Origin of the sequence: Streptomyces sp. NPDC051907, from assembly GCF_040681075.1 — a bacterium.
Lineage (GTDB): Bacteria > Actinomycetota > Actinomycetes > Streptomycetales > Streptomycetaceae > Streptomyces.
The window spans coordinates 12,276-26,944 of record NZ_JBFAYB010000075.1 but is presented as its reverse complement, the minus strand read 5'-3'; the positions used below and the strand labels follow the sequence as shown (position 1 = coordinate 26,944).

The 14,669-nt window shown below is 74.1% G+C and carries 13 protein-coding genes; 6 read left to right on the top strand and 7 right to left on the bottom strand.

Annotated elements, in window-relative coordinates:
- Positions 1-211 precede the first annotated feature (211 nt).
- From AB0M39_RS30315 to AB0M39_RS30300, 4 genes are read left to right on the top strand one after another with little or no spacing between them, the layout of a single operon-like run.
- Entirely contained in the window at positions 212-1,633 is a 1,422-nt protein-coding gene (locus AB0M39_RS30315; protein ID WP_365369167.1) for an ATP-binding protein, read from the top strand.
- Positions 1,630-2,046 carry a roadblock/LC7 domain-containing protein gene (locus tag AB0M39_RS30310; protein ID WP_365369164.1) on the top strand — a complete coding sequence of 139 codons (417 nt, stop codon included), beginning with the start codon at positions 1,630-1,632 and terminating at the stop codon, positions 2,044-2,046. The genes AB0M39_RS30315 and AB0M39_RS30310 overlap by 4 nt, the downstream gene beginning before the upstream one ends.
- The gene (locus AB0M39_RS30305) at positions 2,043-2,402 is read left to right on the top strand and encodes a DUF742 domain-containing protein (RefSeq protein ID WP_365369161.1); all 360 of its coding nucleotides are present in this window, start codon (positions 2,043-2,045) and stop codon (positions 2,400-2,402) included. Before AB0M39_RS30310 ends, AB0M39_RS30305 begins: the two co-directional genes overlap by 4 nt.
- On the top strand, positions 2,383-3,009 hold the full coding sequence (locus AB0M39_RS30300; protein ID WP_365369159.1) for an ATP/GTP-binding protein: 627 nt from the start codon (positions 2,383-2,385) through the stop codon (positions 3,007-3,009). Before AB0M39_RS30305 ends, AB0M39_RS30300 begins: the two co-directional genes overlap by 20 nt.
- Before the next feature lie 325 nt (positions 3,010-3,334).
- Here AB0M39_RS30300 and AB0M39_RS30295 read toward each other — a convergent pair whose 3' ends face one another.
- Genes AB0M39_RS30295 through AB0M39_RS30285 form a run of 3 tightly spaced genes read right to left on the bottom strand, consistent with a single transcriptional unit; the run spans position 3,335 to position 6,251 of the window.
- Positions 3,335-4,243: a LysR family transcriptional regulator gene (locus AB0M39_RS30295; protein ID WP_365369156.1), complete on the bottom strand. Its 909-nt coding sequence runs from the start codon at positions 4,241-4,243 to the stop codon at positions 3,335-3,337.
- A complete protein-coding gene (locus AB0M39_RS30290; RefSeq protein ID WP_365369153.1) occupies positions 4,240-5,217 on the bottom strand; it encodes a DMT family transporter in 978 nt (325 codons plus the stop codon). Before AB0M39_RS30290 ends, AB0M39_RS30295 begins: the two co-directional genes overlap by 4 nt.
- A gap of 38 nt (positions 5,218-5,255) precedes the next feature.
- A complete protein-coding gene (locus tag AB0M39_RS30285; RefSeq protein WP_365369151.1) occupies positions 5,256-6,251 on the bottom strand; it encodes an EamA family transporter in 996 nt (331 codons plus the stop codon).
- Positions 6,252-6,331: 80 nt separating this feature from the next.
- Between AB0M39_RS30285 and AB0M39_RS30280 the strand changes: the two genes are divergently transcribed.
- Positions 6,332-6,892 (top strand): MarR family transcriptional regulator, encoded by a 561-nt coding sequence (locus AB0M39_RS30280; protein ID WP_365369149.1) that lies wholly within the window; start codon positions 6,332-6,334, stop codon positions 6,890-6,892.
- Between the two features lie 592 nt (positions 6,893-7,484).
- Here AB0M39_RS30280 and AB0M39_RS30275 read toward each other — a convergent pair.
- Genes AB0M39_RS30275 through AB0M39_RS30265 form a run of 3 tightly spaced genes read right to left on the bottom strand, consistent with a single transcriptional unit; the run spans position 7,485 to position 10,087 of the window.
- Entirely contained in the window at positions 7,485-7,715 is a 231-nt protein-coding gene (locus AB0M39_RS30275) for a hypothetical protein (protein WP_365369146.1), read from the bottom strand.
- A 20-nt stretch (positions 7,716-7,735) separates the two neighbouring features.
- Positions 7,736-9,892, bottom strand: coding sequence for a 4-alpha-glucanotransferase (malQ, locus tag AB0M39_RS30270; protein ID WP_365369145.1), 2,157 nt, complete (start codon positions 9,890-9,892; stop codon positions 7,736-7,738).
- Positions 9,893-10,087, bottom strand: a complete 195-nt coding sequence (locus tag AB0M39_RS30265; RefSeq protein ID WP_365369144.1) for a hypothetical protein — start codon at positions 10,085-10,087, stop codon at positions 9,893-9,895.
- A gap of 267 nt (positions 10,088-10,354) precedes the next feature.
- Between AB0M39_RS30265 and AB0M39_RS30260 the strand changes: the two genes are divergently transcribed.
- A complete protein-coding gene (locus tag AB0M39_RS30260; protein ID WP_365369143.1) occupies positions 10,355-13,276 on the top strand; it encodes a beta-N-acetylglucosaminidase domain-containing protein in 2,922 nt (973 codons plus the stop codon).
- Between the two features lie 754 nt (positions 13,277-14,030).
- Here the strand turns inward: AB0M39_RS30260 and AB0M39_RS30255 are convergent.
- Positions 14,031-14,567, bottom strand: coding sequence for an HNH endonuclease (locus AB0M39_RS30255; RefSeq protein WP_365369142.1), 537 nt, complete (start codon positions 14,565-14,567; stop codon positions 14,031-14,033).
- Positions 14,568-14,669 lie beyond the last annotated feature (102 nt).

Sequence of the window (14,669 nt, the reverse complement as noted above, 5' to 3'; positions counted from 1 at the left end):
TTCGCGGGCGGGCGCCTCGCGCCCGCAGGCAGTCGAGCGCCCCGGGCCCACACGGCCCGGGGCGCTTTCATGCGTCGACCGAGCTGTTGAGGACAGCACCGAAAACAACGCGCCAATTTCGGTGACCCGGCGTCAACCCCCGTTACCTGACCCGGATATGCTCCGGGCCGTCGTCATATGATCTTTCTCGTTTCGATGGTTGAGGGTGCTGATGGTCCGACAGGAAACGTCGACCGGAAGTCTGCGGCCCGCCGCCTCCTTTGTGTGGCTGCTGCCCGTCGCCGTGACCGCGGCGGCGGCCGCGGTCGCGGTCTCCGTGGTCTCCGAGTCGGCCCGCACCCCCGTGCTCTGGGTCGGGCTCGCGGCACTCGTCGCGGTCGCCGGCGCCTGCGCCGAGGCAGCGCGCCGCGGCCAGGCCGTGTCCCAGCTGAGGCAACAGCTCGCCGAGCAGGAGGCCGTGCTGGCCCGGCAGCGAGCCGAGTCCGCGCGCCTGGCGGGCGAGCTGCTGCCCCAGGTGGTGGAGCGGCTGCGCCGGGGCGAGTTCCCCGAGGACGTGCTGGCCTCGCTCGACGCCCCGGCCGAGCACCTCGCGGTGCTGCGCTCGGTGCTCGACGCGGTCGCCGCGGAGGAGGATCTGCGCGAGTCGGCGCAGCGCGCCTTCGTGAACATCGCCCGACGGGTTCAGGCCATCGTCCACCAGCAGGCGCAGGAGCTGCGGGAGATGGAGGACCGGCACGGCCGGACCCCGGAGGTCTTCGGCGACCTGCTCCGCATCGACCACGGCACGGCCCTGATCGGCCGGCTCGCCGACTCCATCGCCGTGCTCGGCGGCGCCCGTCCGGGCCGCCAGTGGAGCAAGGCCGTGCCGCTCTACAGCGTCCTGCGCGGCGCGATGTCGCGCATCATCGACTACCAGCGCGTGGAGCTGCACTCCGTCTCCGAGGTCGCGGTCGTCGGCACCGCCGTCGAGCCGCTGATCCACGCGCTCGCCGAGCTGCTCGACAACGCCACCCGCTACTCGCCGCCGCAGACCAAGGTCCATCTGACCGCGGTGGACGTGCAGTCGGGCATCGCCGTGGAGATCGAGGACGGCGGCGTCAGCATGAGCGAGGAGGCCCGCATGCGGGCCGAGCGCATGCTCCGCCAGGCCCAGCAGGGCATCGACGTCAACGACCTGGGCGAGACTCCGCGTCTGGGCCTCGCGGTGGTCGGCCGGCTGTCGCAGGCGTACGGCTTCCAGGTCTCGCTGCGCTCGTCCGCGTACGGCGGTGTGCGCGCGGTGCTCGTGGTGCCGCAGGCCCTGATCACCACGGCCTCGGCCGCGACCGGGCTCGCCCACGGCATCGGCGCCTCCTCGGGCCCCCGCCCGGCCGGCTCCCTCGCCGTCGAGCGCCCGGCCAGGCCCGCCACCGGACCCATGATCGCGGACGACGAGGTCCCCGTAGTGACCGAGCGCACCACGAACGGCCTTCCGCAGCGGCGCCGCAAGACCCCCGTCACCGCCCCGGCCGCCATCGCGGCGCCCGAGCCGGAGGCCGCCCCCGCGGTGCAGCCCGGCATGTGGCTCACGGCCTTCCAGAACGGCCTGGCCGGTGACACCACCCAGACAACCAAGGGGAACGAGCAGCCATGATTCAGCGTCAGTCCAACCAGACCAACATGGACTGGATGCTCAAGGACCTGGCCGAGGGCGTGCCACAGACCAGGAACGTGGTCGTGCTCTCGGCGGACGGACTGCGCATGGCCCAGTACGGCGCGGAGACCGACACCGCCGACCGGCTGGCCGCGGCGTGCGCCGGCCTGCAGAGCCTGGCAGGGGCCGTCGCCGCCGAACTCCCGCACAGCGACGGGCAGATGCGCCTGGTCGTCATCGAGATGAACGGCGGCTTCTTCTATCTGATGGCGGCGGGCGCCGGCGCGTACCTCGCGGTGCTCGCCGACGACGGGGTGGACGCCGGGCTCATGGGCCAGCGGATGCGGGACCTGGTGCTGCGGATCGGAGAGCACCTGAGCACGACTCCGCGGAACGAGGGACAGACCGCGTGAAGGACCCGGGCGGGGGCTGGGAGGAGAGCAGTCCCGAGCGGCTCTACGTCATCACGGGCGGTCGCAGCGGCTCCTCCGTGCCCACCACGCTCGACCTGGTCACGCTGATCGTGGCCAAGTCGGGCCCCCGGCCCGGCATGCAGCCGGAGCAGGCCGCGATCATGCGGCTCTGTCAGGCGCCCCTCTCGGTGGCCGAGATCTCCGCGTATCTGAGTCTGCCGGTGAGCGTCGTCACCGTGCTGCTCAGCGACCTGCTGGCGGAGGCCCGGGTGCTGGCCCGCGCACCCGTTCCGCCCGCCCAACTCCCCGACCGCGCTTTGATTGAGGCAGTGATCGATGGACTTCAAAAGCTCTGACCAGGCCGTGGGGCCGCGGAGCGAGGACGTGCTGCCGGAGACGGCCACGGCCGCCGTCAAGGTGGTCATCGTCGGCGGCTTCGGGGTCGGCAAGACGACCCTGGTCGGCTCGGTGAGCGAGATCCGGCCGCTGACCACCGAGGAGACGATGACCCAGGCAGGGGTCGGCGTCGACGACATCCAGGGCGTGGAGCGCAAGACGTCGACGACGGTCGCCATGGACTTCGGCCGCATCAGCATCAACGAGGAGCTGGTGCTGTACCTGTTCGGCACCCCGGGCCAGGAGCGCTTCTGGTTCCTGTGGCGCGGGCTGTTCGAGGGCGCGCTGGGGGCGGTGGTGCTGGTCGACACCCGGCGCCTGGAGGTCAGCTTCGACGTCATCGGCCGGCTGGAGGAGCGCGGCGTGCCCTTCGTCGTCGCGGTCAACTCCTTCCCGGACGCCCCCGGCTACCCCCTGGACGAGGTCCGCGGCGCCCTCGACCTGCCCCCTGAGGTGCCGGTCGTCGCGTGCGACGCGCGCCTGCGCGGCTCGAGCCGCGATGTCCTGATGGCGCTGATGCACTATCTGCAGTCCCTCGCCGTGACAGCGACCACCGAGGCGTCGTGAACGGCGGCCGGAGGGACGGGACCGCGGACGCGCGGGCGCGCTGCGAGTAGGGGCGGGGGGCACGGCGAGCGGGGGCGGGAAGTCACCGCTCGGGTGCTGAGGGGTGAGCTGGGCGTCACCGCTAGCCGTGCGGAGAGGTCGACGGGAGCCGGGGCCTGAAGTCACCGCTCGCGTGCTGAGGGGTGACCGGGAGCTGGGGCGGGAAGTTCACCGCGCGCCGTACGGCGAGGTCGCCGGGAGCCGTGCCGAGAGGTCACCGCGATCCCGTGCGGGGACGTCACCGCGAGCCGTCCGCCGAGGTCACCGCGAGCCGTGCGGAGAGAGGTCACCGCGAGCGGGCCGTCGCCGTCTCCCGCAAGGCCTCCAGCAGCCTCCCCGTAGCCGGGCCGTCCTCCGCGCCCCGCCGTACCGCCGCGATCACATGGCGGCGCGGCTGGTCCGCGCTCAGGACGCGCATCGTGACTCCCGTACGCCTCTCCGCCGCCGCCATGCGCGGCACCAGCGCGATGCCCATCCCGGCCTCCACCATCGCCAGGATCGCCGTCCAGCCCGCCGCCGAGTGGGCCTGCTCCGGCACGAAGCCCGCCGCCTCGCACGCCGCGATGGTGATCTCCGACCAGGGGCCGCTGCCGCCGAAGATCCAGGGCTCGCCGGAGAGGTCAGACAGCCGCAAGTCCGCCGCCGCGGCCAGCGGATGGCCGGCGGGCAGGGCCACGTCCAGGGGGTCGGCGAGCAGCGGGAAGCGGCTGAAGCGCGCGTCCCGGGCGGTCGGGGCGTGCGCCGCGAGCGAGAGCGCCACGTCGACGTCTCCGTTGGACAGCAGTTCGTACGCCTGTGCCGCCTCCGCCTCCCTGACCCGTACCTCCAGCCCCGGATGGGCCGTGCGCAGCGCCTGGACCGCCGGGACCACCAGAGCCGGCACCGCCGTCGAGAACGCCCCGACCCGCACCTCTCCCGCCTCGCCCCGCAGATACTCGGTCAGCTCGGCGTCCGCCCGCTCCAGTTGGGCGAAGACCGCCTCCGCGTGGCGGAGCACCAGCTGGGCCGCGTCCGTGAGCCGCACCCGGCGGCCCTGCGCCTCCAGCAGCTGCACGCCGAGCTGCCTGGCCAGGTTCGACAGCTGCTGGGACACGGCCGAGGGGGTCATCAGCAGCGCCTCGGCCGTCGCCGTCACGGTCCCCCGCTCGCTCAGCGTGCGCAGGATCTGGAGCTTTCTGACGTCCCACTCGGTCACGGACGCACCGCCGTCGACGCCGTGGGAGCCTTCCTCGTCGTCGACGACGCCGACATCGACCCGAGCGCCACTCCGCCGAGGATCAGCGCCATGCACAGCAGCCGCACCGGACCGGTCCGCTCGTCCAGCAGCGCGAAGGAGAGGGCCGCCACGCAGACGGGCTGGAGGTAGTAGACGATCCCCGCCCGGGCCGCACCGATGAGCGCGACGGCCTTGTTCCAGGCGAAGAAGGCGACGGCGGAGGAGAAGACGCCGACGTACACCAGCGGCCCCACGGTCCCGGCCGTCGGCTCGAAGCCGCCCTGCACGGCCAGGCTCACCCCGTACACGGGCGCCAGCATCAGCGCCCCGAGCACGAACGTCGTGAAGAGGAAGGCCAGTCCGCCGATCTCGGCGGGCCGCCGGCGCAGCAGCGCGCTGTACGAGGCGAAGCTCAGCGCCGCCCCGAGCATCCACAGGTCTCCGGCAGCCGGCCCGGCCGCCGGCGCCCCGCCGCCGACCAGCAGCACGACCCCCACGCAGGCGATGCCCATCCCCGCGATCCGGCGCGCCCCCAGGCGGCGCCCTCCGAGGCGTTCGTACACCGCCATCGCCACGGGCGAGGCGGCCATGATCATGCCCATCGTGCCGGCCGGGGTGGTGAGGCCGGCCTGGTTGACGAGAGTGTTGTAGAGGGCGACGCCGAGCAGCGAGGCGAGCAGCAGATAGCCCGCGTGGCGGCGGAGCAGGGCCCGTTGACGCCAGGTCTCGCGGAGCGCGAAGGGCGCGACGGCGGCGATGGCGACGATCCAGCGCCAGAAGGCGGCCTGTACGGGTGGCACGGAGTCGTGGAGGGCGCGCGAGGCGACGAAGCTGCCGGACCAGACGACCGTGGCGACGGCGGCGAGAAGGACTCCGAGGCCGGAGGCCTGCCGGATCCTCTTCCCCGTGGTCGTCGTCGCCTCACTGCTGCGGACGCGGTCCAGGACTGCCATCGATACCCCTTCGGAACTCGGATCACTCGGTTGCGCAGCTACCGTCGCACCGCCGGAATCCTTAGGTCCATCGAAACCTTTCGATCAGTATGTGAAGCAGAACTGAACGTTCCATCGGTCGGAGCCGGGGTGCGCGGTGTGCGCGGTGCGCGAGGCTTACGGGGTGTACGAGGCTTACGGGGCGTCCGCGGCTGGAACTGGCCGAGCAGCGTGGCCCCGAAGGCGATCCCCATCCCCAGCAGCTGCACCGGCGAGAGCGCCTGGCCGAGCGCGGCCCAGCCGATGACCGCGGCCGTGATCGGCGAGAGGGGGCCGAGCAGCGTGGCGGAGGAGGCGGTCAGCCGCTCGATGCCGCGGAACCAGAGCCAGTAGGCGACCGCGGTGTTGGCGAGGGCGAGGTAGGCGTATCCCGCGAGGTTGCGGCCGTCCAGCGCCGGCGGCGCGCCCTCGACGAAGAAGGCGACGGGGGCTATCAGCAGCCCGCCCGCGGTCAGCTGCCATCCCGTCAGCGCCAGCGGGCCCACCCCCTCGGGGCGGCCCCAGCGCTTGGTCAGCACGGTGCCCGTGGCCATCGACGCGGAGGAGACGAGACCGGCCAGCACGCCGACCAGGTCCAGCGCCGCCCCGGCGCGCAGCACGACGAGGCTGACGCCGAAGGCCGCGGCGATCGCGGTGAGCAGCGTGCGCGTGGTGGGCCGCTCGCTCAGCAGCAGGGCGGCGAGCCCGACCACGAAGAGCGGCCCGACCGAGCCGACGACGGCGGCGACGCCGCCGGGGAGGCGGTAGGCGGCGAGGAAGAGCAGCGGGAAGAACGCCCCGATGTTGAGCGCCCCGAGGGCGACCGCCTTCCCCCACCAGGCGCCGCGCGGCAGCACCCGGGTGAGCGCGAGCAGGGCGACTCCGGCGGGCAGGGCACGCATCAGACCGGTGAACAGGGGGCGGTCGGGCGGCAGGAACTCGGTGGCGACAGCGTAGGTGGAGCCCCATGAGACGGGGGCGAGAGCGGTGAGGGCGACGAGGCCGGCGCGGTTCATGAGAAGTAGCTTACTCCTAAGTGACTTACTGGCAAGCTACTTTCTTGCAACCGATCCTCTTTCCTCGGATACTGGTCCGCATGACCTCCTCGGCCTCCCCCGCTACCCCCGCTTCCTCGGCCGCCTCGGCCGCTTCCCCGGCCGCCGCGCCCGCCGCCCGCGACGCCGTCGACGCGATCACCGACCAGTGGGCCGTCGTACGGCCCGACCTGGACACCGTTCCGATGGCCGCCTACGGCCGCGTCTTCCGGATCGCGCGCGCTATGGGCGACCGCATGGACCAGGCGTACGCCCGCTTCGGCATCTCACGCGGGGAGTTCGACGTGCTGGCGACGCTGCGGCGCTCGGACGAGCCGTACACGCTCTCGCCGCGCCAGCTCTCGGCGACGCTGATGCTGACGACCGGCGGGATGACCGGACGACTGGACAAGCTGGAAAAGGCAGGGCTGCTCACCCGCACCCCCGACCCGAACGACCGGCGCGGACTGCGGGTCGCCCTCACCGAGCGCGGACTGACCCTCGTCGACCAGGCGGTCACGGCGGGTCTGGAGGCACAGCACGAGGTGTTCGACTCAGCACTGAACCCGGAGCAGGCCGAGCAACTGGGCGAACTGCTGCGCAGGCTTCTCGCGGCGCACTGAGGCGGCTATGGCGGCTACGGCCGCCCGTGGCGCCGCCCTCGACGGCTGCACGAGGGGCGTGCCGAGGCTGTCCGTGCGGCGCACTGAGGCGGCGTCGACGGCGCTGCGAGGCCGCTATGGCGGCTGTGGCCGCCCTCGGTAGCCGTACGAGGGCGTGCCGAGGCCGTCGCCCGGCCGCCCCGGCCGCGCGACGGCGAGGACGAGGGCGAAGGCCGGGCCGCAAGACGGCGCGACCCTCGCGCGGGCGAGGGCCCCTGCGAAAGCGAGGACTCGGCCGCGCGACGGCGACGGCGTGCGCGAGGGCGACAGCCTGCGCCCCGCCGCCCCGGCCGGGCGCGGGCTTCTCGCGGCGCACTGAGGCCGCGCCAGCCACGCGGCGAGGCCGCTATGGCGGCTACGGCCGCCCTCAGCGCCGTACGAGGCACGCGCCGAGGCCACACCCGGCCCCGCAACGGCCAAGGCGATAGCCCGCGCGACGGCAACGGCGAGGGCCCCGGCGACAGCCCGCACCCCCCCCCCCCCCCCCCCCCCGCATGCCAAAGGCGCTCCGGGTGTCTGTGCACCTGGAGCGCCCTGGGGGGGAACTACCGCGTCAGCTCTGCTTCTTGGACTTGTCGAGGACCATCACCAGGCCCGCGATCAGCACGAAGAGCGCGATCGGCGTCACGACGAACAGACCGATGGTCTCGGCCACACTCAGGCCGGGGCCCGGGTCGTCGCCGTCGTCGGGCGTGAGTGCGAGCGCCGGAGACGACATGAGCAGCATCATCAGCGTCGTACCGGCCGCGAGAGCGCCGGCGCGCGAAGCGTTCTTCTTGTCCACGGTGCCAACGTAGCGAACGGCTATCCGAGGCGCGCGTCCGGGGGTGCCGTACGGGGTCCCCGCCCCGACTGCGGCGGGGTGCGGAAGACCTCCAGCAGCCCGTGCAGACGGGGCGAGGCGGCCAGCTCCTCCAGCGTGAGCGGACGCCCGGCGGCGTCGGCGACGGGCAGCCGCCAGTTCGGGTACTGGTCCCAGGTGCCCGGCAGGTTCTGCGGGCGGCGGTCGCCGACCGCGTCCGGCAGCCAGACGCCGACCATCCGGGCCGGCGTGCGCAGCAGGAAGCGGTAGACCGCGCGGATGCGGCCCTCCTCGTCCTCCATGCCCTCGGGCAGCAGGCCCCGCGCGCCGAGCAGGCCGAGCCACTCGGCGACGTCGGCGGTCTCCTGCGTGCGCTCCAGGTCCAGCGGCCGGGTCAGCAGGCCCAGCCGGTGGCGCAGCTCCACATGCTCGCCGGTGAGGCGGGCCGCGGTGGAGGGCAGGTCGTGGGTGGTGGCGGTGGCCACGCAGCCCTCGCGCCACTGCTCGGGCGCCAGCGGGCGGCCGTCGCCGCTCCAGTCGCGCTCGAACCAGAGCACGGAGGTGCCGAGGACGCCGCGGCGGGTGAGCGCCTCCCGTACGCCCGGCTCGACCGTGCCGAGGTCCTCTCCGACGACGACGGCGTCCGCCCGGCAGGCCTCCAGGACGAGGACGGCGAGCATGGCCTCCGCGTCGTAGCGGACGTACGCGCCGTCGGTGGGCGGGGCGCCCTGCGGGACCCACCAGAGGCGGAACAGGCCCATGACGTGGTCGATGCGGAGCGCGCCCGCGTGTCTGAGGAGGCTTCTGATCAGTCCGCGGTACGGGGCGTAGCCGGAGGCGGCCAGCACGTCCGGCCGCCAGGGCGGCAGGCCCCAGTCCTGGCCCCGGGCGTTGAAGGCGTCCGGGGGCGCGCCGATCGACATCCCCTCGGCGAAGGCGTCCCGCTGCGCCCAGGCGTCCGCGCCCCCGGGGTGCACGCCGACGGCGAGGTCGTGGACGACGCCGACGGCCATCCGCGCCTCGTGCGCGGCCCGGCTCGCGGCGGCCAGCTGCTCGTCGGCGAGCCAGGCGAGGCGGCAGTGGAAGTCGACGCGGTCCATCAGCTCCCGCCTGGCCTGGGCGGTCTCGGCCGACCGGGGGTCGCGCAGGGCGGCGGGCCAGCTATGCCACTCGCTGCCGTGCACCTCGGCGAGGGCGCACCAGGTGGCGTGGTCCTCCAGCGCCTGCCCCTGCTCGGCGAGGAAGTCGCAGTACGCGGCGCGGCGCCCGGGCCCCAGGGGCGCCCGGCACACGATCTCCAGCGCCTCGCGCTTGAGCGCCCACACCGCGTCCCGGTCGATCAACGCGCCCTTGTCCAGGACGGCTTCGCGCAGCTCGCCGCCCTTGTCGCGCAGCGCGTCGAGGCGCGCGCGCTCGCGCGGGCCCGCGTAGGCGTACTCGGGGACGTTCTCGACGCGCAGATGCACCGGGTCGGGGAACCGTCGCGAGGAGGGGCGGTACGGGGACGGGTCGGCGGGCGCGCCAGGAACGGCCGCGTGCAACGGGTTGATCTGCACGAACCCGGCGCCCAGCCCCCGCCCGGCCCAGGCGGCCAGCTCCGCGAGGTCGGCGAGGTCGCCCATCCCCCACGAACGCGCGGACAGCAGGGAGTACAGCTGGACCAGGAGGCCGTGCACGCGGGCGGGCGGCTGCGGTGCGCGGGCCGGCGCGACGACGAGGGCGACGCTCGCGCTCCGGCCGTCGGGCGCGTCGGCGCGCAACCGGTGCACGCCCAGGGGCAGTCGGTTCCACCGCGCCGCCGGGGCGGTCCACTCCAGCCGCTCGCCCGTCTCCGCGGCCACCTCGACCCTGGTGCCCGGCGGGAGCTCCTTGAGCGGGCGCGGCAGCTCGAGGAGCGGGGGGTCCTTGAGCGGGAGCTCATCGAGCGGGGGCTCCGCCGGCTCGGGCTCGTGCCACAGCACCACCGTCGGCGGGAGCAGCGGGTGCGAGGACTCCGCCGCCGCCAGCGCCTGGGCGAGGGCCTGCGGAGTGGACGCGTCCACCCCCAGCGCCGCGAGCACCGCGACGACCGTGGACTGCGGCACGGGGACGGCGACCCCCGGCGACGGTGCGTAGGAAGGGGCTACTCCGTGCAGTTCGGCGAGCCGGGCTAGGCCCATTCAGACTCCTGGGGACTCCGAGCCGCCGGCCGTGCCGTGCGCGGTCGGCTCACTGGTGAGGGGCGCGATGTCGGCGAGCGGGGGCTCGCTCGTCAGGGGTGCGAGGTCGGCGAGCGGGGGCTCGCTGGTGAGCGGGCCGGAGCCCAGGGTCTGTTTGGACAGGGCGGACAGCAGAAGGTGTGCGGACGCGGCCACGAGGAGTCACTCCAACCGGTCGGGAACGGGACACAGCCAGCCCTACCCAGCGGCCGCCACGGCAGACGTGTCCGCTGCGTCAACGTGTTCCGGCTCACATTCCGGCTCGCATGCGAGCCCACATTACGTCCCCCTCGGGGCAGTTGCCGCAAATCAACCATCACACCAGGCAAAAGGCGCACAACGGCCATGCGCATTGACACCTTCGCCGTGCGAGTGGTGGGCTCGAAACCAACCGGAATGACTGGGGACCGAGGGGGGACGAGCGTGCGGCTCGGGCGCGGGAGGCGTACGGCTACAGCGGTCGCGGTCGCGGTGATCGGCAGCCTGCTCGGCGGCGCGCAGGGCGCGGCCGCCGCACCGGAGGACCCAGGAGCCCCGTCGTCCACCGCCCAGGACCCCGAGGGCGAGGGCGCGCTGCCCGCCGTCTGGCCGCGTCCGCAGGCGATCCGGGCCGTCGGCAAGGCGGTCCCGCTCGGCGCCGAGGCGACCCTCGTCGCGGACCCGGACGCCGATCCGCACGCCGTGCGGCGGCTCAAGGAGCTCCTGACCGAGTCCGGCGTACGGACCGTGTACACCGCCCTGCCCGGCCGCGGCCCGGTGGTGCGCCTGGGAGGAGACGGCGCGCAGAGCGCCCTGCGCGCCCTGCGGGCGCCCGAGCGCGGCGACCTCCCCTCCGGCGGCTACCGCCTCGCGGTCGGCCAGGTGGAGGGCCGCGACACGGTCGCCCTCGACAGCGTCGGCGACGACGGCCTCTTCCACGGCGTGCAGACGCTGCGCCAGCTCGTCGCGGACGGGCAGATCGCGGGAGTCGTCGTACGCGACTGGCCCGGCACCGCCGTGCGCGGTATGACGGAGGGCTTCTACGGCCAGCCCTGGAGCCGTGAACAGCGCCTGGCGCAGATCGACTTCATGGGCCGCACCAAGCAGAACCGCTATCTCTACGCCCCCGGCGACGACGCCTTCCGCCAGACCCGCTGGCGCGACCCCTACCCGGCCGCCCAGCGCGCGGAGTTCCGCGAGCTGGCCGGGCGCGCCCGGCAGAACCACGTCACGCTCGCCTGGGCGGTCGCGCCCGCGCAGTCGATGTGTCTGGCCGACGACGGCGAGGTCAAGGCGCTGACCCGCAAGATAGACGCCATGTGGGCGCTGGGCGTGCGCGCCTTCCAGCTCCAGTTCCAGGACGTCAGCTATAGCGAGTGGCACTGCGACCGGGACGTGGACGAGTTCGGCTCGGGGCCCGAGTCCGCGGCCAAGGCGCACGCGCGCCTCGCGGGCGCGGTGGCCCAGCATCTGGCGGACCGGTATCCGGGCGCGGCGGCGCTGACGGTGATGCCGACGGAGTTCTACCAGGACGGGCCCACCGATTACCGCCGCGCGCTGGCCGACGAGCTGGACGGCCGGGTGCAGGTGGCGTGGACGGGCGTCGGAGTGGTGCCGCGCACCATCACCGGGCGCGAACTGGCGGGCGCGCGGGACACGTTCCGGCATCCGCTGGTCACCATGGACAACTACCCGGTCAACGACTACGCCCAGGACCGGATCTTCCTCGGCCCCTACACCGGCCGGGAGCCTGCGGTGGCGTCCGGCTCGGCGGCGCTGCTCGCCAACGCCATGGAGCAGGCGTCCGCCTCCCGTATCCCGCTGTTCACGGCCGCGGACTACGCCTGGAACCCCAAGGGGTACCGGCCGCAGGAGTCCTGGCGGGCCGCTATAGCCGATCTGTCGGGCGGCGACCCCAAGACGCGCGAGGCGCTGACCGCCCTCGCGGGCAATCACGCCTCCTCGATCCTCAGCCCCGACGAGTCGGGGTATCTCCAGCCGCTGCTCAAGGAGTTCTGGCGCTCGCGCACGACGTCGGACGCCGCGGCGCGCGAGCGGGCCGCGGCCTCGCTGCGCGCCGCGTTCACGGTGATGCGGGAGGCCCCGCAGCGGCTGAGCCAGCCCGCAGACGGCGGGGCCGGCGGGCTGGACGACGAAGTACGGCCGTGGCTGGAGCAGTTGGCGCGGTACGGCAGGGCGGGCGAGCTCACCGTCGACATGCTCGCGGCGCAGGGGCGCGGCGACGGCGCGGCGGCCTGGCGGGCCTCGCTGGACCTGGAGCCGCTGCGGGCCGAGCTCAAGAGGAGCCGGGTCACGTCCGGCAAGGGCGTGCTCGACCCCTTCCTGGACCGGGCGGCGAAGGAGTCCTCGGCGTGGACGGGCGCGGACCGCGTCCAGGACACGGCGGGCGACGACACGGTATGGCTGCCCCGGCCCCGGCCGCTGTCGGCGGTGACCGTCATGACGGACCCGGACGGCGGGCGCGGCAGCCTGGAGGTGCGGGTCCCCGGCGAGGGCTGGCGCGACCTCGGCCGGCTGTCGCCGAGCGGCTTCACCCAGTCGGACGCCAAGGGGCTGCGGGTGGAGGCGGTGCGGATCGCCCGGGCGGGCGCTGAGCCGGTCGCGGTGCGCTCGGTGGTGCCGTGGTTCGCGGACGACCCGGCGGCGAAGCTCGACCTCGTACGCGAGGAGACCAGCGCGGAGATCGGCGGCGGCCCGCAGCCAGCGGGCGTGCGGCTGACGGCGAAGCGCCCCGGCGAGGTGCGTGGGGCGCTGACGGCGAAGGCCCCGGCGGGGATCAAGGTGACGGCGCCGAAGGAGGCGACGGTGCCCCGGGGGCAGCGGACGACCGTGCCGGTCGAGGTCTCGGTCCCGGCGGACACGCCCGCGGGCGAGTACCAGGTGCCGTTCTCCTTCGCCGGCCAGGAGCAGACCCTGACGGTCCGCGCCTACCCGCGCACCGCGGGCCCCGACCTGGCGCGGTCGCCGGGGGCGAAGGCCTCCTCCTCGGGCGACGAGACCCCCGACTTCCCGGCCGCCGCGGCCGTGGACGACGACCCGCGCACCCGCTGGTCGTCGCCGGCCGAGGACGGCGCGTGGTGGCAGCTGGAGCTGGCGAGCCAGGCCCGGGTGGGCCGGGTGGTGCTGCACTGGCAGGACGCGTACGCGACGAGGTACCGCGTCCAGGTCTCCGCGGACGGGCTCGTCTGGCGCACGGCGGCGACGGTCCGCGACGGCAGGGGCGGCCGCGAGGAGGTCCGCCTGGACGCCGAGGGCACGCGCTTCCTGCGCGTCCAGGGCGACGCGCGGGCCACGGAGTACGGCTACTCGCTCTGGTCGGTCGAGGCGTACGCGGTAGCGGAGTAGACACGCGCGGTAGGCGCACGACGGCACGCGGTGCGGGCGCGCGGTGGGCGCACACGGCCTGCGGTGCGGGCACGCGACAGGCTGCGTGCACCCGCTGCACGCCACGCGCAACAGACTGCGCGCACCCGCGGCACGGCACGCGCCATAGCTGCGCGCACCTGCGGCACGACACCCGCCGCACCACACGCCCCAGGCTGCGCACAGCGCGTCACCGCACGCGCCATAGGCCGCGCGTACCTCCCGTACGCCACGCGGCACAGGCTGTGCACAGCGCGGAAGGCACAGGCACGCGATCCGGACAGGCAACCACAAGCTGCGCACACTCGCGGTGCAGGCAGGCACCACAAGCCGCGCACACCGCTGCACGTCACCCACCACAGGCCGCGCGCACCTCCCGTACGCCACGCGACACAGGCCGTACACAGCGCGGTAGGCACACAGGCACGCGATCCGGGCACGCACCACAAGCTGCGCACACTCGCGGTGCAGGCAGGCACCACAAGCCGCGCACACCGCTGCACGTCACCCGCCACAGGCCGCGCGCACCTCCCGTACGCCACGCGACACAGGCCGCTACACAGCGCGGTAGGCACACACACGCGATCCGGGCAGGCACCACAGGCCACCCGCACCCGCCACACCGCACGCGCCGCAGGCCACCCGCACGCAGCGCGCGCATGACGACGGCGCGTGGGGCTCGCAGGCCCCGCGCGCCGTGGCCGGAGGGCTGTCCGGCTACAAAAAATGGCCCATCTCAGGCAGAAATGCCGTCGATGCGGGCCATCGCATCCTCCGCGCCGTACGGCTGCAGATATGGCAGCCAGCGCGGGTCCCTATGCCCCGTGCCGATGATCCGCCAGGCGAGTCCGCTCGGCGGGGCCGGCTGGTGGTGCAGCCGCCAGCCCAGCTCCCGCAGATGGCGGTCCGCCTTGACGTGGTTGCAGCGGCGGCACGCGGCGACGACGTTGTCCCAGACGTGCTGTCCGCCCCGGCTGCGCGGAACGACGTGGTCGACGCTGGTTGCGACGCCACCGCAGTACATACAGCGCCCGCCGTCGCGCGCGAAGAGCGCTTTGCGGGTCAGAGGAACGGGCCCCCGGTAGGGGACCCGCACGAACCGCTTCAGCCGTACGACGCTGGGTGCGGCGATGACGCGGGTCGCGCTGTGCATGAAGGCGCCGGATTCCTCGAGGCAGAGAGCCTTGTTCTCCAGGACGAGGACGAGCGCGCGGCGAAGCGGTACGACGCCGAGGGGCTCGTACGACGCGTTGAGGACCAGGACGTGCGGCACGGTGGATGCCTCCTTGTACGCCGGCGGCGCGTGGCTCGCGCCGGGACGATCTGCTCTCAGTCTCTCCTCATGCCAGGTCCGAGCGCCACCACGTGCGGGTAA

Bases quoted from the DNA above. Each gene is read 5' to 3' on its own strand.
- AB0M39_RS30315 (WP_365369167.1), top strand. From the start codon at position 212: ATGGTCCGACAGGAAACGTCGACCGGAAGTCTGCGGCCCGCCGCCTCC.
- AB0M39_RS30310 (WP_365369164.1), top strand. From the start codon at position 1,630: ATGATTCAGCGTCAGTCCAACCAGACCAACATGGACTGGATGCTCAAG.
- AB0M39_RS30300 (WP_365369159.1), top strand. From the start codon at position 2,383: ATGGACTTCAAAAGCTCTGACCAGGCCGTGGGGCCGCGGAGCGAGGAC.
- AB0M39_RS30290 (WP_365369153.1), bottom strand. From the start codon at position 5,217: ATGGCAGTCCTGGACCGCGTCCGCAGCAGTGAGGCGACGACGACCACG.
- AB0M39_RS30285 (WP_365369151.1), bottom strand. From the start codon at position 6,251: ATGAACCGCGCCGGCCTCGTCGCCCTCACCGCTCTCGCCCCCGTCTCA.
- AB0M39_RS30280 (WP_365369149.1), top strand. From the start codon at position 6,332: ATGACCTCCTCGGCCTCCCCCGCTACCCCCGCTTCCTCGGCCGCCTCG.
- malQ (WP_365369145.1), bottom strand. From the start codon at position 9,892: ATGGGCCTAGCCCGGCTCGCCGAACTGCACGGAGTAGCCCCTTCCTAC.